Here is a 22031-nt window from a genome sequence, read left to right as displayed (position 1 = left end):
GACCTGCTCGTCGGTCACCGGCTCGTCGGTGAAGGTGTTGGCGGTGCGGGCCTCACGGAAAAGGAGGTCCTGGGCGGCGGGGTCAAGAGCGAGGGACATGCTGCGTACCTTCCGAACTGCTGCGGGGTCTAGCGATGCCCTCACCGTACGACGGTGATTGGTTAACTTTCAACTAATCTATGCGGATAGTGATCCGCTTCACATCGTCATGGGTTTCCGAAGCCGCCGGATCTCCGAGCCTCGGGGCTTCCGAAGCGGCGGCCTTCGGGGTCGCTACTCGGCGGCGTCCTCGGTCTCGCCGTCCTCGGAAGAGGACATCGCGGCGTCGAGCCGTGCTCGCGCGCCTTCCAGCCAACGCCGGCAGACCTTGGCCAATTCCTCGCCACGCTCCCAGAGCGCGAGCGACTCCTCCAGGGTCGTACCGCCCGTCTCCAGACGTCGAACGACCTCGATCAGCTCGTCGCGTGCCTGCTCGTATCCGAGCGCCTCTTCCGTGGTGGCTGCCATGCAATCCACCCTATGCGTCCGGTCCGACAACGCGCCGCACCGCGAACTCACCCGCCGCGACCCTGGCCCGCAGCTCCTCGTCCATCGCGACCTCCTCCGGGGACCGCACGACCGAACCGTCCGCCCGCTGGAGCACGGCGTACCCACGCTCCATCGTCGCGGCGGGCGACAGGGCCCGGACCCGCGCCCGGGTGTGCGAGAGCTCCGAATCGGCCCGGTCGAGCAGATGCCCGAGCGTCCGCCGGCTTCGGGCCAGCAGCGCGTCGAGCTCGTCCTCGCGCAGCTCCACCATCCGCTGCGGATGCTCCATGACCGGCCGCGCCAGCGCGTGCGCGAGTCCGCGCTCCTCCCGGTCGAGCAGCCCCCGTACGGTCCGCAGCGCCCGGTCCCGCAGGCCCTGCACGCGGTCCAGCTCCTCGCCGACGTCCGGTACGACCTTCTTGGCGGCGTCGGTCGGCGTGGAGGCGCGCAGGTCGGCGACGAGGTCGAGCAGCGGGGAGTCCGGCTCGTGGCCGATCGCGGAGACCACCGGCGTACGGCAGTCGGCGACCGCGCGGATCAGCTGCTCGTCCGAGAACGGCAGCAGGTCCTCCACGCTGCCGCCGCCCCGGGCCACGATGATCACGTCCACCCCGTCGTGGGCGTCGAGCTCCTTCACGGCCTGGACGACCTGGGGCACGGCCTTCACGCCCTGCACGGCGACGTTGCGGACCTCGAAGCGGACGGCGGGCCAGCGGCGCCGCGCGTTCTCCAGGACGTCCCGCTCGGCGGCGGAGGCGCGGCCGACGACGAGGCCGACGAGCTGGGGGAGGAACGGCAGGGGCTTCTTGCGGTCGAGCGCGAAGAGACCCTCGGCGCCCAGGCTCCGCTTCAGCTGCTCCAGGCGGGCCAGCAGCTCCCCGATGCCGACGGGCTTGATCTCCACCGCCCGCAGGGACAGCTGCCCGCGCGGTGCGTACCACTCGGGCTTCGCATGCACGACGACCCGGGCGCCCTCGGAGACGACGTCGGCGACGGCGTCGAACACCTGGCGGTAGCAGGTCACGCCGATGGAGATGTCGTACGAGGGATCCCGCAGCGTCAGAAAGACGACCCCGGCCCCGGGTCGCCGGGACAACTGCGTGATCTGCCCCTCGACCCACACGGCACCGAGCCGGTCGATCCACCCCCCGATCAGCCGGGAGACCTCTCCGACGGGCAGCGGCGCTTCGGCGGACGTATTGAGACCCATGCGCCGAGCGTAGTGGCGCGGTCGGACATCGGAGAGAGCACGTCGACGCCGGAGCGCCGCGGGAGCCCGCGGCCGCGCGGAGACCGGCCGCCGGGGGAGCCCGCGACCGACCCCGCGCCCGCGTCCCGGACCGCGGCGCCGGAGCCACCGCAGGCTCACGCCCAGGCAAGCCCCGGGCGTATCCGCCTCTGTGCGGCCCGCGGCGCGCGCCTCTGCCCGTGCCCCGCGCGTACCCGCCTCTGCGCGGCCTTCGGGTCGCCCGCGCCCACCCCCGTACCCCCGGGCGTAGCCGCCTCCGTTCCGCCTGCGGCCCGCCCACCCACCCCCGTAACCCGACCCCCTCACCTCTCGCGCGCAGTCCCCTGCACCGCGAGCACCACCAGCCCCACTCCCAGCCAGATCACGCCCACCACCTGCGCCGCCACCGACGCCTCCACGATCACCGCGATCAGGATCACCGCCCCCACCACCGGCATGGCCACGTGCCACAGCCAGTGCGGCGGTCCCTCCATCCGGCGCACCGCGAACCACCCCACCACGCTCGCGTGCAGCAGTACGAAGGCCGTCAGTGCCCCGACGTCGACCACCGACACCAGGTGGTCGAGGCCGTCGTCCCGCTGGGCCGCCCACACCGCCGCCACCATCGTCACCGTCGCCGCGAGCAGCAGCGCCACCCGCGGTACGCCCGAGTCCGTACGGGCCAGGAGATGCGGCAGCCGCCGGTCCCGGGCCATCGCGAAGAGCAGCCGGCCCGCCGCCGCCTGCCCGGCGAGCGCCGCGAATGCCGCGCCGATCGCCTTCGACACCGCCACCAGGTCGTGCAGCCACGTCCCCACGGACACGTCCACCGCGTCGTAGAACGCCGAGCCCTGCTTCGCCGGATCCTCCGCCAGCTCCGCCGAGGAGAGCGGTTCGAGGAGCGCCACCAGGTACGTCTGGGCCACGAACAGCACGCCCGCCAGCGCCAGGCAGAACAGCACCGCCCGCGCCACCTTCTCCGACCCCCCGGTGACCTCCTCCGCGAACGAGGCGATCGCGTCGAAGCCGAGGTACGAGAGCACGGCCACCGACACCGCGCCCAACACGGCCGCCGTCGAGAACGTCCCGTCCCCGCCCAGCGGCGACCACCAGTCGCGCCGCGCCCCGTCCTGGACGAGGACGACCACCGACGACACCACGAAGATCAGCAGCACCACGATCTCCATGGCGAGCACCGCGAAGCCGACCCGCGCGGCCGCCCGCACCCCCCACAGATTGAGCAGCGTCGTGACGACCACCGCGATCGCGGTCCACACCCACCGGTCCACCTCCGGGACCAGCGCCTCCATCGCGATGCCGGCGAAGAGGTACGCCACGGCCGGGATCAGCATGTAGTCGAGCATCGCCATCCACCCGGCGATGAACCCCGGCCCCTCGCCCAGGCCCTTGCGGGCGTACGTGAAGACCGAGCCGGCCAGGGGGGCGACCCGCACCATCTGGGCGTAGCTGAAAGCGGTGAAGGCCATCGCGACGGTGGCGACGATGTAGACGAGCGCCACAGCGCCGTGCGACTTGGCGTCGAGGGTGCCGTAGACGCCGACGGGGGCCATGGGCGCGATGAAGAGCAGCCCGTAGACGACAAGGTCGCGGAACCCGAGAGTCCGCCGCAGTCCGGTGTGCGCTGCCACCTGTGCTTCCTCGGCCATGCGCTCCAGTCTCGGCCACGGTCTCGATCAGTTGCCGCACCGACGCGGCCGTAGCCGGCCGTGCCATCACGCGGCCTTACGATGGGACGCATGACTGCTACGCCCGCGTCGACGCCCGAGACCGCGACCACGACGAACCGCCCGAAGCGTGTCCTGCTCGCCGCTCCCCGCGGCTACTGCGCGGGCGTGGACCGTGCCGTGATCGCCGTGGAGAAGGCCCTGGAGCAGTACGGCGCGCCGATCTACGTACGCCACGAGATCGTGCACAACAAGTACGTCGTCCAGACCCTGGAGCGGAAGGGCGCCGTCTTCGTCGACCAGGCGACCGAGGTGCCGCCGGGCAACATCGTGATGTTCTCCGCGCACGGCGTCGCCCCGACCGTGCACGAGGAGGCCCGCGAGGGCCGCCTGAAGACCATCGACGCGACCTGCCCGCTGGTCACGAAGGTGCACAAGGAGGCGGTCCGGTTCGCCAATGAGGACTTCGACATCCTCCTGATCGGCCACGAGGGCCACGAGGAGGTCATCGGCACCTCCGGCGAGGCCCCCGACCACATCCAGCTCGTCGACGGCCCCGGCGACGTGGCCAAGGTCGAGGTCCGCGACCCGTCGAGGGTCGTCTGGCTCTCCCAGACCACGCTCTCGGTCGACGAGACGATGGAGACGGTGGACGCGCTGAAGGAGAAGTTCCCGCAGCTGATCTCCCCGCCGTCCGACGACATCTGCTACGCCACGCAGAACCGTCAGCTGGCCATCAAGGAGCTCGCCGGCCAGGCCGAGCTGGTGATCGTGGTCGGCTCGAAGAACTCCTCGAACTCGATCCGCATGGTCGAGGTCGCCAAGCAGGCCGGCGTGCCGGCCGCGTACCTGGTCGACTTCGCCAGCGAGATCGACGAGGCGTGGCTGGAGGGCGTCACCTCGGTCGGCCTGTCGTCGGGCGCCTCGGTCCCGGACGTCCTGGTCCAGGAGGTCCTGGCCTGGCTCACCGAGCGCGGCTACGCGGACGTGGAGATCGTCAAGACGGCCGACGAGTCGCTGACGTTCTCGCTCCCGAAGGAGCTCCGGAACAAGGACCTGCGCGCCGAGGCGGCGAAGCTCGTACAGGAGTAGGACACACCCCTCCGAGGGGTGGCGTTCAAGGAGTAACTCCCGGCCACAGCCCTTACCGTGGGGTCCATGAACGTCTTCGGAGTGGACATCGGCGGCTCGGGCATCAAGGGCGCTCCGGTGGATCTGGAGCGCGGAGAGCTGGCCGAGCCCCGCCACAAGGTACTGACCCCGCATCCCGCCACACCCGAAGGTGTGGCGGGATGCGTCGTCGAGGTCGTGGAGAACTTCGGCTGGTCGGGCCCGGTCGGGGTGACCTTCCCGGGTGTCGTGACGGGCTCCACGATCCGTACGGCCGCGAACGTCGACAAGTCCTGGATCGACGTCGACGCGGGCCGGCTGATCGGCGAACGCCTGGGCGGACTCCCGGTGACGGTCCTCAACGACGCGGACGCGGCCGGTGTGGCCGAGATGACCTTCGGCGCGGGCCGGGGCCGCAAGGGCACGGTGATCCTGCTGACGCTCGGTACGGGCATCGGCTCGGCGCTCTTCGTGGACGGCCGGCTCGTGCCGAACACGGAGCTGGGCCACCTGGAGCTGAAGGGCCACGACGCGGAGAAGCGGGCGTCGACGAAGGCCAAGGAGGACGAGGAGCTCAGCTGGGAGCACTGGGCGACGCGGCGGGTGAAGAAGTACCTGGCCCATGTGGAGATGCTGTTCTCGCCGGAGCTGTTCATCATCGGCGGGGGAGTGAGCCGGAAGGCGGACAAGTTCCTGCCGCTGATCGAGGGGATCAGGGCGGAGATCGTGCCGGCGGAGCTGGAGAACAACGCGGGGATCGTGGGCGCGGCGATGGCGGCGCGGGCGGGATAGGGCTCGCACGCGAGGGGCGGATCGCCCCGGTCTGCGACCGGCGGGGGATGTTCGACCGCAGGCCGGGCCTGCGGGGGCTGTCCGGCCTATGAGCCGCGGAGCGTGGCGGGCCTACGCGGTTCTCCGCCCGCCGGGGCGGCGGAGCATGACCGGTCCTACGGGACTCTCCGGCCTGCGAGCCGCGGAGCGTGGCGGGGCCTGCGCGGTTCTCCGCCCGCCGGGGCCGCGGAGCATGACCGGTCCTACGGGACTCTCCGGCCTGCGAGCCGCGGAGCGTGGCGGGCCTGCGCGGACTGTCCGGCCTACGGGCGGCGGATCCGCTGGGGTGTGCGGGCGGCGAGGCGCTGGCGGCGGGCCATGTGCCGTACCTTCCGGACGCAGGTGATGAGACCGGCGACGAGGGTGCCGCCGTACAGCCACCCGGCCTGCACGGCGAGGGCGGTGACGACGGCCATGGCCTGTCCGCCGAAGCCCCCGGTGCCGCCCGCGATCGGCACGACACCGACCGCGAAGGCGATCGGCACGCTGATGGGGGCGGTGACGAGGTCGGCGGTGCGGACCCAGAGCGCGGTCAGGGCGCTGACCGGCAGGAACAGCAGGCCGTAGGCGAGCGGGGAGCCGTCGAGGAGCAGCTGGTCGAGGAGGCCGAGCACCAGCATGGTGGCGGAGGCGAAGAGCCCGGCGCCGAGGCCGGTCAGCCTCGGGTTGGGCAGCCGTCGCATCGCGAGGGCGACGGGCGGCACGGGCCGGCGCACGGGCTCGGCCCGCTCGACCCGGCCGCTGCCGGGGCGGCCCGGACGGGCGGCGACGCGGTAGACGGCGGCGCCCTCCACGAGCGCGCCGGGCGGCGTGAGAGGCGTTTGGGGCCGTCGGCGGCCTTGAGGCTGACTTGTCCGTTGCTGCTCCACTACACCAACGTAGGTCGGGAAGGGGTGCAGGGACGGTCCAGGACACGCCCTTTGGGTGACGTTGCCGTCGAGATCGGCCGAAGGTCGGCGTCGCAGGCCGGTTCGGACCCCCCGTAAACTGGGGGATCGGCCCACCACCGCACCCCCATCCGTACTCCAGGAAGTCGCCACCGTGTCGCTCACGATCGGAATCGTCGGTCTGCCGAATGTCGGCAAGTCGACCCTGTTCAACGCCCTGACCAAGAACGACGTCCTGGCGGCCAACTACCCGTTCGCCACGATCGAGCCGAACGTCGGCGTCGTCGGTGTCCCCGACCCCCGCCTGACGAAGCTGGCGGAGATCTTCAGCTCGCAGCGGGTCCTCCCGGCGACGGTCGACTTCGTGGACATCGCGGGCATCGTCCGCGGCGCGAGCGAGGGTGAGGGCCTGGGCAACAAGTTCCTGGCGAACATCCGCGAGTCGGACGCGATCTGCCAGGTCATCCGCGCCTTCAAGGACGAGAACGTCGTGCACGTCGACGGCAAGGTCTCGCCGAAGGACGACATCGAGACGATCAACACCGAGCTGATCCTCGCCGACCTGCAGACGATCGAGAAGGTCCTGCCGCGGCTGGCGAAGGAAGCCCGCATCAAGAAGGACGTGGCCCCGAAGGTCGCGGCGGTCGAGGCGGCGAAGGAGATCCTGGAGCGGGGCGACACGCTCTTCTCACAGGGCATCCTCCAGGGCTCGGACAAGGCCGAGCTCCTGCACGACCTGCACCTCCTCACCACCAAGCCGTTCCTGTACGTCTTCAACGTCGACGAGGACGAGCTGACCGACGACTCCTTCAAGGACGAGCAGCGCGCGCTGGTCGCCCCGGCGGAGGCGATCTTCCTCAACGCCAAGCTGGAGCAGGACCTCGCCGAGCTGGACGAGGAGGACGCCATGGAGCTCCTCCAGTCCGTCGGCGCGGAGGAGCCGGGCCTCGCGATCCTGGCCCGCGTCGGCTTCGACACCCTGGGCCTCCAGACCTACCTGACGGCCGGCCCGAAGGAATCCCGCGCCTGGACGATCAAGAAGGGCGCGACGGCCCCGGAGGCGGCCGGTGTGATCCACACCGACTTCCAGAAGGGCTTCATCAAGGCCGAGGTCATCTCCTTCGCCGACCTCGTGGAAACGGGCTCGGTGGCCGAGGCCCGCGCAGCCGGCAAGGCCCGCATGGAGGGCAAGGAGTACGTGATGCAGGACGGCGACGTGGTGGAGTTCCGCTTCAACGTGTGATCGCGTAACCAGAGGCGGCCTGACCTGCGAGGATGCAGGTCAGGCCCTTCTGCTGTCCGCAAGAGTCCGCAGAACCGGGAGCAGCTACGTGTCGTAGACCGTGGAGCGGTGTCCGACGTGTACGACCCATACCACCAGCTCCCCGTTGTCGATCGTGTAGACGACACGGTAGTCGCCGACCCGTAGACGGCGGCGCTCAGGCTGGGATACGAGTGCGGTGGTGTTGAAGCCGAAGGGGTCGCTCTCCAGCTCTGTCAGTTTGGCCAGGATGCGAAGCGCCATGTCACGCGGGATCTTGCGCAGCTCGGCCTGGGCCTCGGGCCGGAACACCGTGCGATAGTCACTCACTGCGTGCCAGCGTCTCCCTCATCACGTCCTCGATCGGGACGCCGGCGGCCGGGCTCGCCATGCGCTCGTCGATGATGCGGTTGATCTCGCGCTCTTCCCACTCCTGGTACTTGCGCAGCACCTCGATCGAGACCACGGCGGCGACCTGCTTGCCGCGACGGGTGATGACAGTGGGCACGTCGTCGCGGTCGGCCCGTTCGACGACTTCGGCCAAGTGAGCGCGTACGTCGCGGATGGACTCTATGGGAAGCGGCTGAGTCATGCCTCAAGGGTACCGAGTGTGCCATGTGTACACAATGTCTGCAGGCTCCGGTCGGTGCCGGGGGCGGCGGTGGCAGTATGCGGGGACATGGCGAAAGGGGCCGGGGCGGGATGGGGCGCAGTGAGCGGGAGGCGGTTGCCGCGGGAGGGCGGCTGTACGAGGCGGCGCAGGTGGTGGCCGGTGACCACGGGCGGGCTGTCGAGGCGGTTCGGGCGGCGCTTAAGCCGATCTGCGATACGGCAGCGGAACAGGCGCTGGACGCCATCCCAGTGGCCCGGCTGAAGGAGGTCACCGAGGGCTGGCTGAGGCTCGGGGAAGTCGAGAGGAGCGGGCTACGGTCGATCCGGCAGGTACTCGATGCCGGTCCCTACCGGTTGCGACAGATTCCTGGCGTGGGGCAGCGGACCGCCGATCAGGTCATCGCGGCGGCACGTCAGATATCTGATGCCGTTCGGGAGGCCATCGCCGTCCACATCGACGTGGATCGGCCGGAGCCGCGAACCACCTCACTTGTCATGGCCCTGCATGTGCTGGTGGAAGCGGGCCCCGATGCGCGGCGAGCCGTCGATACGGCTGCGGCTCTCTCGGAGCGGCTCGGTCCGCTGCTGGCCGAGGCCAAGCCGGCCGCCGGGCGGCTGCGGATGCTGCTGGTGGGGCAGGTCAAGCGAGCTCGGGCGCTGGAGGCCGTTGCAGAGGTCCGCAGGCTGACCGAGGAAGCAGCGCAGGGCGGTGTGCCGGAGCTGCTTGCACAGGCCTCGGTGGATCTGCTGCGCGGTACGTCGACCGAGGTTGCGGCCTGGGTCGACTTCGAGCTGCGTTCCGCCGAGTACTACAGCCTGCTCGCGGAGATCTCCGGCCGCAGACCCGACACCGCCGCCGCCGAGGGGTTCCTGCCCGACGAAGTTGCCGAGCGGGTCCGCGATCAGATGCTTGATGACACTCTCCGACGGGTGTCGCTGCGTGGCTATCAAGCCTTCGGGGCGCGCTTCGCTCTGGCGCAACGCAAGGTGATTCTTGGCGACGAGATGGGGCTCGGCAAGACCATCCAGGCCATCGCTGCTCTGGCTCATCTCGCCGCCGAGGGGCAGAGCCACTTCATGGTCGTCTGCCCGGCCAGCGTCCTGATCAACTGGACACGCGAGATCGAGGCCCGCAGCAAGCTGCGAGTGATGCCTCTTCATGGCCCCGACAGGCAGGAAGCGTTCGCCGACTGGAAGGGGCGGGGCGGCGTAGGGGTGACTACCTTCGACGCCTTGCGCGGTTTCCCGGCCCCCGGAGGCGGCGAGCTGGGGATGCTGGTCGTGGACGAGGCGCACTACGTGAAGAATCCGAAGACGCGTCGCTCCCAGGTCGTGACCGAATGGTCCGGGCACTGCGAACGCGTTCTCTTCATGACCGGCACGCCCATGGAGAACCGAGTCGCCGAGTTTCGCAGCCTTGTGCAGATTCTCCAGCCCCACCTGGCAGGGGCTGTCGGCGACCGTGACGGAGTGGCCGGTTCTAAGGCCTTCCGGAAGGCCGTCGCCCCGGTCTATCTGCGCCGAAACCAGCAGGATGTTCTGACTGAACTGCCCGCGCTCCAGCAGACGGACGAGTGGGAGGAGCTGAGCGCGTCGGACGAGGATGCCTACCGCGAGGCCGTGCGCGCCGGCAACTTCATGGCGATGCGCAGAGCGGCGTACGCGCGCCCTGAGAAGTCGGCCAAGCTGAACCGGCTGCGCGAGATCGTCGAGGACGCCGCCGAGAATGGGTTGAAGGTGGTGGTGTTCTCCAACTTCAGGGACGTCCTTGGAACGGTGAAGGACGCGCTGGATGGCGCGCGGAGCAATGGTGGCGGTCAGGTGTTCGGCCCGATCTCGGGAAGCGTGGCACCCGCGCGCCGTCAGCAGCTGGTGGACGAGTTCGCCGCCGTGCCGGGTCACGCGGTGCTGGTGGCGCAGATCGAGGCGGCGGGGGTGGGGCTCAACATGCAGGCCGCGTCCGTCGTGATCATCTGTGAGCCTCAGATCAAGCCGACCATCGAACACCAGGCGGTGGCGCGGGCCCACCGCATGGGGCAGGTGCGTTCGGTCCGGGTGCACCGGCTGCTCACCACCCGCGGGGTGGACGAGCGGATGGTGGAGATGCTGAAGAACAAGACCCGCCTGTTCGACGCGTACGCACGTCGCAGCGCGGTCGCGGAGTCGACGCCGGACGCGGTCGATGTGTCGGACACGTCGATGGCCCGCCAGATCGTCGAGGAGGAGCAGGCGCGGCTGGGAGCGGTCCGCGAAGAGTCCGCAGGACACCCGTAAGCGACCGTCGGGACCCAACGCAGGCCAACGGAGAAACGCCTGGTCAGGGGGCTTTACGGGGCTCCGTTGCGGGTCAGGAGCGGGCCGCAGACATTCCGCTTCAACGTCTAGCCGCTGACCTATCACCACGTCGCTGATCTGGCAAACATGCAGGTCAGAGAGGGCCCGACTCTTCGGAGTCGGGCCCTTAGTTCTTTCCCGTGCTGGGATGGTGCTGGGATAGCTGACCCCTCGTCACCTGTCAACACCCCTGGTCATCCGTACCGTGCTGGGACGGTGCTGGGATGGGATGGAACGCCCGTGCTGGGTCTCGGGCGTTGCGCTGCCCGATGCGAGGGGTGGCGGGAGAGGCTCCGTCCACACGCCTTCTTCGCGACTCCGGGGATCCGCGCAGATCGTGGCGCTTTTCCTACTCGTTTGACACACTTAGGGTATGGGTGAGACGACGTACAGCATCGGGGAAGGGCCGGCGACGCGGGTGAGCCTGTCGCTGCCGGAGGGGACTGCGGAGGCGATCCGGGCGCGGGTGGGGAAGCGGGAGTTCTCCGCGTTCATCGCCGATGCGGTCGAGCGTGAGCTGCGCGGGCAGGTTCTGGACGAGTACCTGGCGGACTACGAGAGCCGTAAGGGGCCGGTCTCCGAGCCGGCTCGTCAGCGGGCGCGGCAGGTCTTCGACGAGGTGTTCGCCGAGGAGGCCGAGTGGCCCGCCGCAGGCTGAGTCACGAGGGGACGCTGGTCCTCGACAGTGAGGGGCTCTCGAAGCTGCTCGCCGACGACGAGCAGGTGGCGGCTCTGGTCGCTGAGGCGCGCTCGCGCGGCATGGAGGTCGTGATCTGCGCGCTCACCATCATCGAGGCCGTGCATGCCCGTACGAACAAGGCGCGACTGAACTGGCTGCTCTCGGGGCTGCGTGTGGTTCCGGTGGGTGACGAGGAGGCGAGGGCGGCCTCGAAGCTGCTGATGGATGCCGGCCTGCACGGGCACAAGTACGCCATCGATGCGGCGGTCGCCGAGGCGGCACTGCGACAGCATCGCCCCGTGGTCATGCTGACTTCCGATATCGACGACATGGTCAAGCTCTGCGGCGATCGAGTCCGGCTCGTGGTGGTGTGATTTCCCCTGGTCCGCGGTGCGAAAGGGCAGTGCCCGATAGAGCGAGGCGAGCAAGCGCCGATTGGAAGGTGACCTCGGCGACGCCGTCGATCTTCCGGTCCGTGGGGATCGAGCTCTGCACCCCGTCGGTCGCCGACCACCGGCCCGGGTTGTGTCTCTTCCTGGTCGCCGAACGTGCAGTTGCGGTGTTCGCCGGTGGTCAACGGGTGAGGAACTCGGCCGCGAGGGGGGCGAACTGCTGGTGGTGCTGGAAGATGCCGCCGTGACCGGAGTCGGGGTAGATGATCAGCTCGCTGTCCTTGATGCGTCGGTGCAGGTCCTCGGAGAGGACCGAGGGCACCATGCGGTCGTTGTCGCCGTTGGCGATCAGGGTGGGCTGGGCGAGCTGCGACAGGTCGTCAGGGGCGGAGCGCCCCCATTTCCTGATCGCCTTCAGCTGCGTCTGGAATGCCTTGATCTTGACCTTCGCATCGCGGTCGGCAGTGCGCTCCTTGAGCCGGTTGACGAACGCGCGCGCGGCGGACTTGCCGGTGGTGTTGCGGTTGAAGAACAGGAATTCCTTGGGGTCCGACCGGGTCAGGGTGGCGCGCAGCATGTCCCAGTACGTGATGGCGGCGACCTTGTCGATGTCCTTGCCGCCCTTGGGGCCTGTGCCGGTGAGGACGAGTTTGCGGACGAGCTCGGGGTGCTTCACCACCAGGGCCTGGGCGATCATGCCACCGAGGGAGAAGGAGAAGATGTCGATCTTGTCGAAGCCGAGCGCCGTGATGAAGGTGTAGGCGTCATCAGCCATCGCCTCGATGCTGTCCGGCACCTGGCCCGTGGAGGCCCCGACACCGCGCTGGTCGAAGGCGATGACGTGACGGCCCTTCGCGATGGGGTCGATGATGCGCGGGTCCCAGTTGTCCAGGGTGGCGGCGAGGTGGACGAAGAACACGACGGGGACGCCGCCCTTGGGTCCCAGCTCGCGGAATGCGTAGGTGACGCCGCCGGCGGTGACGGTGCGGGTCGGGGCGTGGGCGTACGAGGTGATGACGGGTTCGTTCGGGGTGCCGGCGCTGCTCATGATGGTCTCTCCTGGTGTGTTTCCGGTCGCCCGCCGCGGGTGGCGGAGGGGCAGCTGAGGGCTGATGACGACGGCGCTCCTGGCGAAGCCGGGCGCCTTGCCCGCGACCGGGCGCACGACGCCTTGCTCGACACGGGTGGGGATCTGGCGGAGCCGGTCGATGCCGGCGCGCCCGTCCTACGTCATGGAGACGACGACCTTGCCGGCCTTCGCCCGGCCCTTTTCGACGTACTCCATGGCCTGGAGGGTCTCGTCGAACGGGAAGACGGTGTCGACGATCGGGCGGATCTTCCCGGCGTCGATGAGGGCGGTGAGTTCGCGCAGTTGGTCACCGCTGGCCTTCATGAACAGGAAGGAGTACGTCACACCGAGACGCTTCGCCTGGCGCCGGGTCTTGGCGCTGAGGGCGGTGATGGCCAGACGCAGGACCGGGTTCGAGCCGAGTTCGCGGGCGGTGGCCGGGTCGGGCGGGCCCGCGACGGAGATGGCCAGGCCGCCGGGCTTGAGGACGCGCAGGGACTTGGCGAGGTTCTCGCCGCCGAGGGAGTCCAGGACGACGTCGTAGCCGGTGAGGACTTCGGAGAAGTCCTGCGTGCGGTAGTCGATGACTTCGTCCGCGCCGAGGTTCTTGACGAGGCCGACCTTGGCAGTGCTCGCGGTGGTGGCCACATGCGCGCCCAGTGCCTTGGCCAGCTGGACGGCGATGGATCCCAGGCCGCCGGCGCCCGCGTGGATGAGGACCTTCTGACCCGGCTGTACGCGGGCCCGCTCGACCAGGGCCTGCCAGGCGGTCAGCGCGACCAGGGGAAGGGAGGCGGCCTCGGTCATGGTGAGCGTGGCGGGCTTGGCCGCCAGGTCGTCCTGGTGGACGGCGAGGAGTTCGGCGAAGGTGCCGATGCGGTCCTTGTCAGGCCGCGCGTAGACCTCGTCGCCCACCGCGAAGCGGGTGACGGACGATCCGACGCGGACGACGGTCCCGGCGAGGTCGTTGCCCAGGACGAGCGGGAGACGGTAGGGCAGGATCGCCTTGAGGTCACCGTCGCGGATCTTCATGTCCAGCGGATTGACGCTCGCCGCGTGGATCCTGACCAGGACGTCGTCGGCGCCCACCTGGGGGTCGGGCATCTCGGCGGCGCGCATCCCGGTCGCGTCACCGTACTTCTCGACCATGAAGGCCTTCATCGTCATCTCCGTTCCGATTCCCGTCCGTGGGAGGACGGGGTCTTCGTTCGTCCCGGGCTTATCCCAGTACGAGATAGTTTGTGGCGTTTTCTTGGCTGCAGTGCGGGGCGCCGCTTCCCTCAGCCGCGTTGGCCCTTCAGGCCACCGGCACGACCCGGCCGTCGACGCTGTCGGCGCCGCCGCCCTGGAGGCGGTCCAGGGAGGCGGCAATCCCCTCGTGGGGCATGCCGAGCGGCACCGCGCTGACCTCGGTCAGGCGGGTGTACTGCTCGTCGGTCAGCTGGACGTCGAGGGCGCCGAAGTAGCTGTCGAGCTGGGCGAGGTTGCGCGGGCCGATGATCGGGACGAGCGTGGCCACGGACCGGGCGGCGCGCTCGCGCACCCAGGCGACCGCTACCTGGGCGGGCGTCACCCCGGCCTCCTGGGCGATGGCCAGGACGGCTTCGACGACGGCGGTCTTCTGGTCGGTGCTCTCGGTGTGGATGACCATGCCCAGGTCGCTCAGACGTCCCTCGGCGGAGCTGCGGTATTTGCCGGTGAGCAGTCCGCCGCCGAGCGGGGACCACAGGGCGGCACCGAGCCCGAGACTCTCGGCCATGGGCAGGAGTTCACGGTCGGCGGTGCGCTCGACGAGGCTGTACTCGTGCTGGATGCCCACGATCGGGGTCCAGCTCTTCAGGTCCGCTAGGGTGACCGCTCGCGAGACACGCCAGGCGGGGAAATTGGACAGCGCGGCATGGTGGATCTTGCCGGCGCTCACCAGGTCGTCGAGACCGCGCAGGAGCTCCTCCATCGGAGTGAGCTCGTCGGGGAAGTGCACCCACAGCAGGTCGATGTAGTCGGTGCCCAGGCGCTTCAGACTGGCCTCCACCGAGGCGACCATGTTCTTACGGCTGTTGCCGGTCCTGGAGATGTCCGGCTGCGGAGCGGAGCCCAGGGCGAACTTGGTGGCCAGGACGAAGTGCTCGCGGTCGGCGGAGATCAGCTTTCCGGTCAGCTCCTCCGACTCACCGAACTGGTAGCCGTCCGCGCTGTCGAGGAAGGTGCCGCCCGCCTCGGCGAACCGGTCGAACATGCGGCGTGCCTCGTCCGGCTCGGCGCCGGCACCCCAGCCGGTGCCGAAGTTCGCCGTGCCGAGCGCGTACTCGGACACGCGCAGTCCGGTCCGGTGTCCGAAGGCCGTGTAACGCATGAGATGTCCTTGCATGAGGGGTGGGAAGGCGGTCGCGCCGGGGTGGAGGGGTGAGCGTCAGCCTGCGTTCGGCTGGGGTGCCGCGGACAGGCTCTGCTTGACGTACCGGCTGGCCTCGTCGGCGAGGATCTCGGGCAGGCCCGTCTCGATGCCGTACAGGGCCTGGGCCGCGACGTCGGCGGCGGCGACCTTCTGGTCGGCGGGGACACCGGCGGCCATGTCGGTGTCCATGTAGCCGACGTGCAGCGCCGAGACGGCGATGCCCCGGGGCGCCAGCTCTTCGCGAGTCGCGTCACTCAGTGCCCAGGCGGCGGCCTTGGATGCGGCGTAGGAGCCGAGGGCGGCCGGGTGGAACCAGGACAGGGCGGACAGGACGTTGAGTACGGCGCCGCCGCCGTTGCCCTCGATGACGGGGGCGAAGGCGCGGGTCGCGGCGAGCGGGCCGTAGAAGTTGGTCTCCATCTCCCGGCGCACCTCATCGGTGTCGCCTTCGATCAGCGTCGCGCCGGTGGAGATGCCCGCGTTGTTGATCAGCAGGGTCGCGTCCGACGCGATGCGGGCGGCCTCCCGTATCGATGCCTCGTCCGTCACGTCGAGGCGCAGCGGGACGGAGCCCGGCACATCGACGGTCTCGGGGCGGCGGGCGGCCGCGTACACCTTCGCGCCGCGCTCCACGAGCTGGGCGGCGAGGTGCCGTCCGAGGCCCCGGTTGGCGCCCGTGACGACCGCGACCGCGTTGTTCAGTTCCATGCCTGCTCCTGGTCTTCGGCGGGTGCCGTCGAGCTACCCGCACGGTTTAGATTATGCAACCAATCTAAACACGGGTCTACGATAGATGCCAGTCGACATCCAAATGGAGGTGGCCATGGGCCGCGTATCGCAGGCGCAGGCGCAGGAGAACCGCAGGCGGGTGGTGGAGACCGCCTCTCGGCTGTTCCGGGAGCAGGGCACTCAGGTGAGCGTCGCCGACCTGATGAAGGCGGCCGGCCTGACTCACGGCGGCTTCTACAAGCAGTTCGCCTCCAAGGAGGCGCTCGTCGACGAGGCCACCGCCCACGCCTTCGACGAGATCACCCAGCGCTACAGCGCCGGGCTGGAGCGGCACGAGGGGCAGCGCGACGCCGCCCAGCAGGCTCTGATCGACACCTACCTCTCCGTCGAACACCGCGACGACCCGGCGGACGGCTGCCCGGTCGCCGCGCTCGCCACGGACATCGCACGCGAAGGCGGGGGTCGTGAGGCCCGTCGTGTCTACACCGAGGGGGTGGCCGACTTCGCCGGCTTCCTCGGCGGTGACGACCAGGACGGCATCGTCCGCCTCTGCACCCTGTTCGGTGCGCTGGTCCTGTCCCGGGCCACCAAGGGATCCCCGCTCTCGGAGGAGATCCTTGCCGCCGCGCACGCAGCCTTGATCAGGGGCGCGGCGGTCGAGTAGGCGATGCGGGTGATCCAGCGAACACGGGGCCGAGCTGACACTATCTGCGGCACCTGGCCCTGTGCTCACTGTGGATCGTGCCGGATTGGTTCGGCGTCGTCTGCGATGCGCAGGATCTGCTGTGCTTCTCGGAGGAAGTCGCGCCCGCGGGGCGTTGGCGCGAGGGGGCGGGTGTCCCGGTCGATGATCCGGAAGCCGGCCCCGTGCTCGATCGCGCGGATGCGCTGGGCGAGGGTGGTGCTCCTGCCGCCGTAGAAGCTGTCGGCGGCCGCGGGAATGCTGTCGTGGCCGGCGACCTGGACGATGGTGCGCAGCCGGTCCAGGGCTTCGCGGCCGTCGGTGACAGCTTGCATCGCCGGTGAGAGCTGCAGGGGGAGCTCGAGGTGGCCGAGGCCGTTGTAGCCGCCCGGAGGGTGGATGGTGATACGGCATCGGTGAGCTTTCTGCGACAGGCCCCAGGCGCTCATGCCGCATTCGCGTGCCAGTTCCCTCAGAAGGCGCCGCTTGCCAACGTCCGCGCATGGGAGCCGGCCAGTTACTCGATTTCGCTGCTCGGGTCGGATCCGTTGTCTACCATTGGTGATCTTGGGCTCTCTCGTATTTTGTCGCGAATCCCGTGCTGGGATGGTGCTGGGATGCGCCTATATAGCCGCAGGTCAGAGCCTTGTGGGGTAGTTCCGCTTCAACGTCTGATCGGCTCGACACCGGTCGGAAGGTGCCCGGCTCCTCGGAGTCGGGCACCTTGTCATTTCCGAGTCGTTCCTGCGGGGGTCCTGATCCGATGAGACCGTCGAGCGTGGCGCGTCGGCTCGTGAGGACGCGGGCGCGGAAGGTCGCCTTGGTGGTGGCGGTCCTGGTGCTGGTGCCCGTGGGGTGCTTCGCGCCCGGTGGTCTGTGGGACGAGCGGCCGGCGAGGGCCCGGTATCTGATCGTCGGCGGGAGCGAGTCGGAGCCCGTGCTGCTGGTCCGGGAAGACCCCGACAGCTGCGGGGACCCCGTACTGGAGCGGACGGGCTGATCGGAGGGGGATGCGACCGGGCGGCCATACTGGGGACATGACAACACCGCCCGGGTTCGGCCCCCCGACACCGATACCGCCCCCGTACGGAGCTCCCCAGGTACCGACACCGCCCTCGTACGGAGCACCCCAAGTACCGGCGCCGCCCCCGTACGGAGCACCCCAGGCTCCCTACGGGTCCCCCGTGCCCGGGCCGTACGGGGCGCCGCCGCCGGGTCAAGGGCCGGAGTTCGTGGCGCACGACCGGCGCAACTCCGTGATCGTGGACCCGTCCGGGGTGTCCCTGGAGATCAACGGCCAGATCATGGACTTCCCTTGGGCCGCCGTCGCCACCGTGCACCACGCGCCGTCCCCGCACGGCGGCGCCGTCCTCATGGTGGCCGTCGTCCATCCCAGCGGAATGCTGTACGAGTGCCGGGTCGACGCCAAGCGCAAGGCCCAACTCCACCATTGGCTGGCGCAACTGGGCCCCGTGCTGCACCACTACCTCTCGAACCGGGTCTGACGCCACGGCGGGATGCGCACGTGCGGGCTCACCGCCTCGGACGCCTTCAGGCCTCCGGCAGCAGGCCCAGCTGGTCCAGGAACTGCAGCTGGTCGTAGTACAGCCGGTAGCTCTCGATCCGGCCGTCCCTGACCGTCGCGATGTCGACGCCGCGGATGCTGACCTCCTTGCCCGTCGGCGGCAGCGTCTCGCCGGTCGGGAGCAGGATCGGGCCCGTGTTCCGGCCGCTGAAGATGCCCTCGTCGATCGCGGTGTCGCCGATCTCGTACTTGTTCAGGGACGTGTACGTGGCCTCCGGGACCGAGTCGGTCATCGTGCGCAAGTACTCGACGATCGCGTCGCGTCCCCGTACCTCGCCCACGTCCGGGGTGATCGCGACGGCGTCCTCGGCGTAGAGGTCGGCGATCGCCTTGCCGTCCGGGTCCGAGGTCGTCATCGCCTCGGTGAGACGGTCCATGACCGTGCGCGCCTCTCCCATGATCCACCTCCGTGGCTCGGATCCGAGTGGTGTCCGAGAGTCCGGTGTTGTCCGGTTCCTCTATTTTCCCACCGGGGGACCATGATCGAGAGTCGACGACGCCCCTGAGACGCACAGCGAACGGAGACATCCCGTGTCGTACCCCGAACCCCGCTACCTCGGCGAGAAAGGCGAGGTCAGCGCCGCCTTCCGCCCCGCCGGCACGCCCGCCGACCTCACCGCCGCCAATGGGACCCGGACGCACTATCTGGCCACCACCGCCTCCACCGGCGGTGAGTTCGGCCTCTACCGGGTCGACATGACCCCCAAGGCCGGCGGCCCCTCCACCCACTTCCACAAGACGATCTCCGAGACGTTCTTCATCCTGGACGGGACGGTTCGGCTCTACGACGGCGCCCAGTGGGTCGATGCCGAGAAGGGGGACTTCCTGTACGTCCCGACCGGCGGGCTGCATGCCTTCCGCAACGACTCCGACGCGCCCGCTTCCATGCTCCTGCTCTTCGCGCCGGGCGCGCCCCGTGAGGAGTACTTCGAGAAGGTGTCGACGGTCGCGCGGATGACCGACGACGAGCGGGCCGAGTTCTTCCTCAAGCACGATACGTACTGGACGGACTGAGGCCCGTCTTCGCGCCCGCGCCGCACAGCGGTACGACGGTCAGGCCCGGGCGCGGGGCCGTCGCGCGCACGGCGGCCCAGCAGGCCACGCCCGTCGACTCCACGAACAGGCCCCGGCGCGCCAGGTCCAGCTGGGCCGCGTGGATCTGATCCTCCGTCACCGTCAGGAACGTCCCGCCCGTCTCGCGGACCGCGCGCAGGATCTGGCGGGCCCGGGGCGGGTTCGGGATCGCGATGCCCTCGGCGAGGGTGGGACGCACGGGCGCCGGTTCCGTCAGCTCATCGGCGCCCGCGTGGAACGCCGCGGCCAGCGGGGACACCGCCTCGGCCTGTACGGCGACCAGGGCCGGGCGGGTGTCGACGAGCCCGTGGCCGTACAGCTCCTCGATGGCCAGCGCGGCGCCCAGGAGCAGGGTGCCGTTGCCGACCGGGACCACGACCGTGTCCGGGAGCACGCCGCCGAGCTCCTCCCAGAGCTCGTACACGTACGTCTTGGTGCCGTGCAGGAAGTGCGGGTTGTGGACGTGCGAGGCGTAGAACGTGCCCGGCTCGTCGGCGGCCTCCCGGGCCGCCCGCGCCGTCGCCTCGCGGTCGCCGGGGACGACGGTCAGCCGCGCGCCGTGCGCCCGGATCTGCTCCAGCTTCTTGGGGGACGTGCCGTCCGGTACGTAGACCACGCAGTCGAGGCCCGCCCGCGCGCAGTACGCGGCGATCGCCGTGCCCGCGTTGCCGCTGCTGTCGGCGAGGACGCGGCGCAGGCCGCCGCCCTGCGCGAGGCGGCGGGCCAGCTCGGCGAGCATGACCGCGCCCCGGTCCTTGAAGGACAACGTCGGCATGAGGAAGTCGAGTTTGGCCGAAACCGCATCGGTGAGCGGGGCCAGCGGTGTGCGCCCCTCGCCGAGGGTCACATGCGGGATCTCGGTCGCCAGCGGCAGCGCCTCTTCGTAACGCCACAATGAATTCACGCGTGACGCAAGGGACTTGAGTGGCACGGGCGCACTGGCGAACTCCAGGTCCCAGGGGCCACGGCACTGCGGACAACACCAGGTGAGGGCATCGGCGGGGGCCTGGACACCGCATCGGGGACAGATGTAGGAGGTCATGGTCATCAGCATGGCAGCGGTGTGTCGCGCGTGTGACGGGGTGCTCGCAGGCCTTGTGTGATTCCTATGGATCCGTCAATCTTTCGCTCGGCAGCCGGACGTTCGAAACGGCGTGGATCCCCTGCGTCACTTTGACATGTCCCTGCCGTACCCCCACAGCAGCGCACCACCAATGAGGAGGATCCCTCACATGTCAGTGATGCGTGACTCGCGGCGCAGACTCGTCGCCGCCAGCGCCATAGCCGTCGCCGCCCTGGCCCTCGGCACCGCCTCCACCCTCCCGGCCACGGCGGCCGAGGCCGCCGCCGAAGGCGTGATCCTCAACGCCGGCGCCCCCGGGACGATCGAGGGCAGCTACATCGTCACCCTCGACGAGTCCGCCCAGGCGGAGACCTCGAAGGGCCGGGCGGTCGCGGCCAAGCACGGCGCGACGATCAAGAGGACGTACACGTCGGCGCTGAACGGCTACAACGTCGAGCTGAGCGAGGCGCAGGCGAAGAAGCTCGCCGCCGACCCCGCGGTCAAGTCCGTCGTGCAGAACCGCGTCTTCAAGGTCACCGGCACGCAGCCCAACCCGCCCTCCTGGGGCCTGGACCGGGTCGACCAGCGGGCCCTTCCGCTGAACCAGAGCTACACCTACCCGGACAGCGCGGGCCAGGGCGTGACGGCGTACATCATCGACACCGGCGTCCGCATCTCCCACAGCGACTTCGGCGGCCGGGCCTTCAACGGCTACGACGCCATCGACAACGACAACGTCGCCCAGGACGGCCACGGTCACGGCACGCACGTCGCGGGCACCGTCGCGGGATCCTCCTACGGTGTCGCCAAGAAGGCCAAGATCGTCGGCGTCCGCGTGCTCAACAACCAGGGCTCCGGCACGACCGCGCAGGTCGTCGCCGGCATCGACTGGGTCACGCAGAACGCCGTCAAGCCGGCCGTCGCCAACATGAGCCTGGGCGGCGGGGTCGACACCGCCCTCGACCAGGCCGTGCGCAACTCGATCGCGTCCGGCGTCACCTACGCCGTCGCCGCGGGCAACGACAACTCCAACGCCTCCAACTACTCGCCGGCGCGCGTCACCGAGGCGATCACGGTCGGCTCCACGACCAACACCGACGCCCGCTCCAGCTTCTCCAACTACGGCAGCGTGCTGGACATCTTCGCCCCGGGCTCCTCCATCACCTCGGCCTGGAACACGAACGACACCGCCACCAACACCATCTCCGGTACGTCGATGGCCACCCCGCACGTCGCCGGCGCGGCCGCGGTCTACCTCGCGGACAACCCGGCGGCCACCCCGGCCCAGGTCTCGACGGCGCTGACCAACGCCGCCACGCCGAACGTCGTCGGCAGCCCCGGCACCGGCTCGCCGAACCGTCTCCTCTTCGTCGGTGGCGGCGGCACGACCCCGCCGCCCGGCAAGAAGTTCGAGAACACCGCGGACTTCGCCATCGCCGACAACACGACCGTCGAGTCCCCGGTCACCGTCAGCGGCGTCGCGGGCAACGCGCCCTCCGCCCTCCAGGTGCCTGTGAACATCGTTCACACCTACATCGGTGACCTTCAGGTCCAGCTGATCGCTCCCGACGGCACGGCGTACACGCTGAAGGGGTACGGCACCGGCGGCAGCTCCGACAACATCAACACCACGTACACGGTGAACGCCTCCTCCGAGGTCGCCAACGGCACGTGGAAGCTCCGGGTCAGCGACAACGCGCGCCTCGACACCGGGAAGATCGACTCCTGGGCGCTGCAGTTCTGAACGGGAGTTCTTCCGCACGCTAGAACATGAGCAGTGAGGGGGGGGGGGGCGCCGGGGGGCCCCCCCCCCCGGCCGCCCCCGGGCGACACCCCGACCACGCGCGACCGGGCGCGGCAGGGGGGGGGGGGGGCGGCCGCCGCCCA

General features: G+C 69.9%; 24 protein-coding genes and 1 pseudogene. 11 read left to right on the top strand and 14 right to left on the bottom strand.

Features of this window, described 5'->3' with window-relative positions:
* The 4 genes and pseudogenes from ACFVZW_RS31980 to ACFVZW_RS31965 all read right to left on the bottom strand — a co-directional run.
* A pseudogene (locus tag ACFVZW_RS31980) lies at positions 1–99 on the bottom strand (nitroreductase family protein); the annotation flags it as partial.
* A gap of 174 nt (positions 100–273) precedes the next feature.
* Positions 274–507, bottom strand: coding sequence for an exodeoxyribonuclease VII small subunit (locus tag ACFVZW_RS31975; protein WP_384528761.1), 234 nt, complete (start codon positions 505–507; stop codon positions 274–276).
* 10 nt (positions 508–517) lie between these two features.
* Positions 518–1738: an exodeoxyribonuclease VII large subunit gene (gene xseA / locus ACFVZW_RS31970; RefSeq protein ID WP_384528759.1), complete on the bottom strand. Its 1221-nt coding sequence runs from the start codon at positions 1736–1738 to the stop codon at positions 518–520.
* 341 nt (positions 1739–2079) lie between these two features.
* A complete protein-coding gene (locus ACFVZW_RS31965; protein WP_384528756.1) occupies positions 2080–3423 on the bottom strand; it encodes an APC family permease in 1344 nt (447 codons plus the stop codon).
* A gap of 81 nt (positions 3424–3504) precedes the next feature.
* On the opposite strand from ACFVZW_RS31965, the gene ACFVZW_RS31960 reads away from it, so the two are divergent.
* Entirely contained in the window at positions 3505–4533 is a 1029-nt protein-coding gene (locus ACFVZW_RS31960) for a 4-hydroxy-3-methylbut-2-enyl diphosphate reductase (RefSeq protein WP_384528753.1), read from the top strand.
* A gap of 66 nt (positions 4534–4599) precedes the next feature.
* Positions 4600–5343: a polyphosphate--glucose phosphotransferase gene (gene ppgK / locus ACFVZW_RS31955; protein ID WP_384528751.1), complete on the top strand. Its 744-nt coding sequence runs from the start codon at positions 4600–4602 to the stop codon at positions 5341–5343.
* Between the two features lie 302 nt (positions 5344–5645).
* Here ppgK and ACFVZW_RS31950 read toward each other — a convergent pair whose 3' ends face one another.
* Positions 5646–6251: a DUF6542 domain-containing protein gene (locus ACFVZW_RS31950; protein WP_384528748.1), complete on the bottom strand. Its 606-nt coding sequence runs from the start codon at positions 6249–6251 to the stop codon at positions 5646–5648.
* 172 nt (positions 6252–6423) lie between these two features.
* Between ACFVZW_RS31950 and ychF the strand changes: the two genes are divergently transcribed.
* On the top strand, positions 6424–7512 hold the full coding sequence (ychF, locus tag ACFVZW_RS31945; protein WP_384528745.1) for a redox-regulated ATPase YchF: 1089 nt from the start codon (positions 6424–6426) through the stop codon (positions 7510–7512).
* An 84-nt stretch (positions 7513–7596) separates the two neighbouring features.
* On the opposite strand, the gene ACFVZW_RS31940 is transcribed toward ychF, so the two are convergent.
* Positions 7597–7860 (bottom strand): type II toxin-antitoxin system RelE/ParE family toxin, encoded by a 264-nt coding sequence (locus ACFVZW_RS31940; RefSeq protein WP_030207783.1) that lies wholly within the window; start codon positions 7858–7860, stop codon positions 7597–7599.
* Positions 7853–8122 carry a type II toxin-antitoxin system Phd/YefM family antitoxin gene (locus tag ACFVZW_RS31935; protein ID WP_060180502.1) on the bottom strand — a complete coding sequence of 90 codons (270 nt, stop codon included), beginning with the start codon at positions 8120–8122 and terminating at the stop codon, positions 7853–7855. The genes ACFVZW_RS31940 and ACFVZW_RS31935 overlap by 8 nt, the downstream gene beginning before the upstream one ends.
* Positions 8123–8232: 110 nt before the next feature.
* Here ACFVZW_RS31935 and ACFVZW_RS31930 point away from each other — a divergent pair, with 110 nt between their 5' ends.
* The 3 genes from ACFVZW_RS31930 to ACFVZW_RS31920 all read left to right on the top strand — a co-directional run bounded on the left by ACFVZW_RS31930 (position 8233) and on the right by ACFVZW_RS31920 (position 11529).
* Positions 8233–10416 (top strand): DEAD/DEAH box helicase, encoded by a 2184-nt coding sequence (locus tag ACFVZW_RS31930; RefSeq protein ID WP_384528740.1) that lies wholly within the window; start codon positions 8233–8235, stop codon positions 10414–10416.
* A 433-nt stretch (positions 10417–10849) separates the two neighbouring features.
* Positions 10850–11134 (top strand): hypothetical protein, encoded by a 285-nt coding sequence (locus ACFVZW_RS31925; protein WP_384528737.1) that lies wholly within the window; start codon positions 10850–10852, stop codon positions 11132–11134.
* A complete protein-coding gene (locus tag ACFVZW_RS31920) occupies positions 11116–11529 on the top strand; it encodes a PIN domain-containing protein (protein ID WP_384528734.1) in 414 nt (137 codons plus the stop codon). Before ACFVZW_RS31925 ends, ACFVZW_RS31920 begins: the two co-directional genes overlap by 19 nt.
* A 199-nt stretch (positions 11530–11728) precedes the next feature.
* Here the strand turns inward: ACFVZW_RS31920 and ACFVZW_RS31915 are convergent, their stop codons facing one another.
* The 4 genes from ACFVZW_RS31915 to ACFVZW_RS31900 all read right to left on the bottom strand — a co-directional run bounded on the left by ACFVZW_RS31915 (position 11729) and on the right by ACFVZW_RS31900 (position 15719).
* Complete coding sequence (locus ACFVZW_RS31915; RefSeq protein WP_384528731.1) at positions 11729–12595, bottom strand: alpha/beta fold hydrolase; 867 nt, start codon at positions 12593–12595, stop codon at positions 11729–11731.
* Between the two features lie 177 nt (positions 12596–12772).
* On the bottom strand, positions 12773–13777 hold the full coding sequence (locus tag ACFVZW_RS31910) for an NADP-dependent oxidoreductase (RefSeq protein ID WP_384528764.1): 1005 nt from the start codon (positions 13775–13777) through the stop codon (positions 12773–12775).
* A 136-nt stretch (positions 13778–13913) separates the two neighbouring features.
* Positions 13914–14969: an aldo/keto reductase gene (locus ACFVZW_RS31905; protein ID WP_384528728.1), complete on the bottom strand. Its 1056-nt coding sequence runs from the start codon at positions 14967–14969 to the stop codon at positions 13914–13916.
* Positions 14970–15026: 57 nt separating this feature from the next.
* Positions 15027–15719: an SDR family oxidoreductase gene (locus ACFVZW_RS31900; protein WP_384528725.1), complete on the bottom strand. Its 693-nt coding sequence runs from the start codon at positions 15717–15719 to the stop codon at positions 15027–15029.
* A gap of 115 nt (positions 15720–15834) precedes the next feature.
* Between ACFVZW_RS31900 and ACFVZW_RS31895 the strand changes: the two genes are divergently transcribed.
* A complete protein-coding gene (locus tag ACFVZW_RS31895) occupies positions 15835–16404 on the top strand; it encodes a TetR/AcrR family transcriptional regulator (RefSeq protein WP_384528722.1) in 570 nt (189 codons plus the stop codon).
* A gap of 65 nt (positions 16405–16469) precedes the next feature.
* Here ACFVZW_RS31895 and ACFVZW_RS31890 read toward each other — a convergent pair whose 3' ends face one another.
* Positions 16470–16871 (bottom strand): LysR family transcriptional regulator, encoded by a 402-nt coding sequence (locus ACFVZW_RS31890; RefSeq protein WP_384528719.1) that lies wholly within the window; start codon positions 16869–16871, stop codon positions 16470–16472.
* A 329-nt stretch (positions 16872–17200) separates the two neighbouring features.
* Between ACFVZW_RS31890 and ACFVZW_RS31885 the strand changes: the two genes are divergently transcribed.
* Entirely contained in the window at positions 17201–17422 is a 222-nt protein-coding gene (locus ACFVZW_RS31885; protein WP_384528716.1) for a hypothetical protein, read from the top strand.
* A 232-nt stretch (positions 17423–17654) separates the two neighbouring features.
* Entirely contained in the window at positions 17655–17927 is a 273-nt protein-coding gene (locus ACFVZW_RS31880; protein ID WP_384528713.1) for a hypothetical protein, read from the top strand.
* Positions 17928–17973: 46 nt separating this feature from the next.
* Here ACFVZW_RS31880 and ACFVZW_RS31875 read toward each other — a convergent pair whose 3' ends face one another.
* The gene (locus ACFVZW_RS31875) at positions 17974–18405 is read right to left on the bottom strand and encodes an ester cyclase (RefSeq protein ID WP_384528710.1); all 432 of its coding nucleotides are present in this window, start codon (positions 18403–18405) and stop codon (positions 17974–17976) included.
* Positions 18406–18538: 133 nt separating this feature from the next.
* Between ACFVZW_RS31875 and ACFVZW_RS31870 the strand changes: the two genes are divergently transcribed.
* Positions 18539–19021 (top strand): cupin domain-containing protein, encoded by a 483-nt coding sequence (locus tag ACFVZW_RS31870; RefSeq protein WP_384528707.1) that lies wholly within the window; start codon positions 18539–18541, stop codon positions 19019–19021.
* On the opposite strand, the gene ACFVZW_RS31865 is transcribed toward ACFVZW_RS31870, so the two are convergent.
* Positions 18993–20135, bottom strand: a complete 1143-nt coding sequence (locus ACFVZW_RS31865; protein WP_384528704.1) for a threonine synthase — start codon at positions 20133–20135, stop codon at positions 18993–18995. The genes ACFVZW_RS31870 and ACFVZW_RS31865 overlap by 29 nt on opposite strands.
* 178 nt (positions 20136–20313) lie before the next feature.
* On the opposite strand from ACFVZW_RS31865, the gene ACFVZW_RS31860 reads away from it, so the two are divergent.
* Complete coding sequence (locus ACFVZW_RS31860) at positions 20314–21888, top strand: S8 family peptidase (RefSeq protein ID WP_384528701.1); 1575 nt, start codon at positions 20314–20316, stop codon at positions 21886–21888.
* The last annotated feature ends 143 nt before the right edge of the window (positions 21889–22031 follow it).

Source organism: Streptomyces sp. NPDC059567, from assembly GCF_042735655.1.
Lineage (GTDB): Bacteria > Actinomycetota > Actinomycetes > Streptomycetales > Streptomycetaceae > Streptomyces.
Note: the sequence above shows the minus strand (reverse complement) of the source record. Positions and strands in the feature narration are given on the sequence as shown.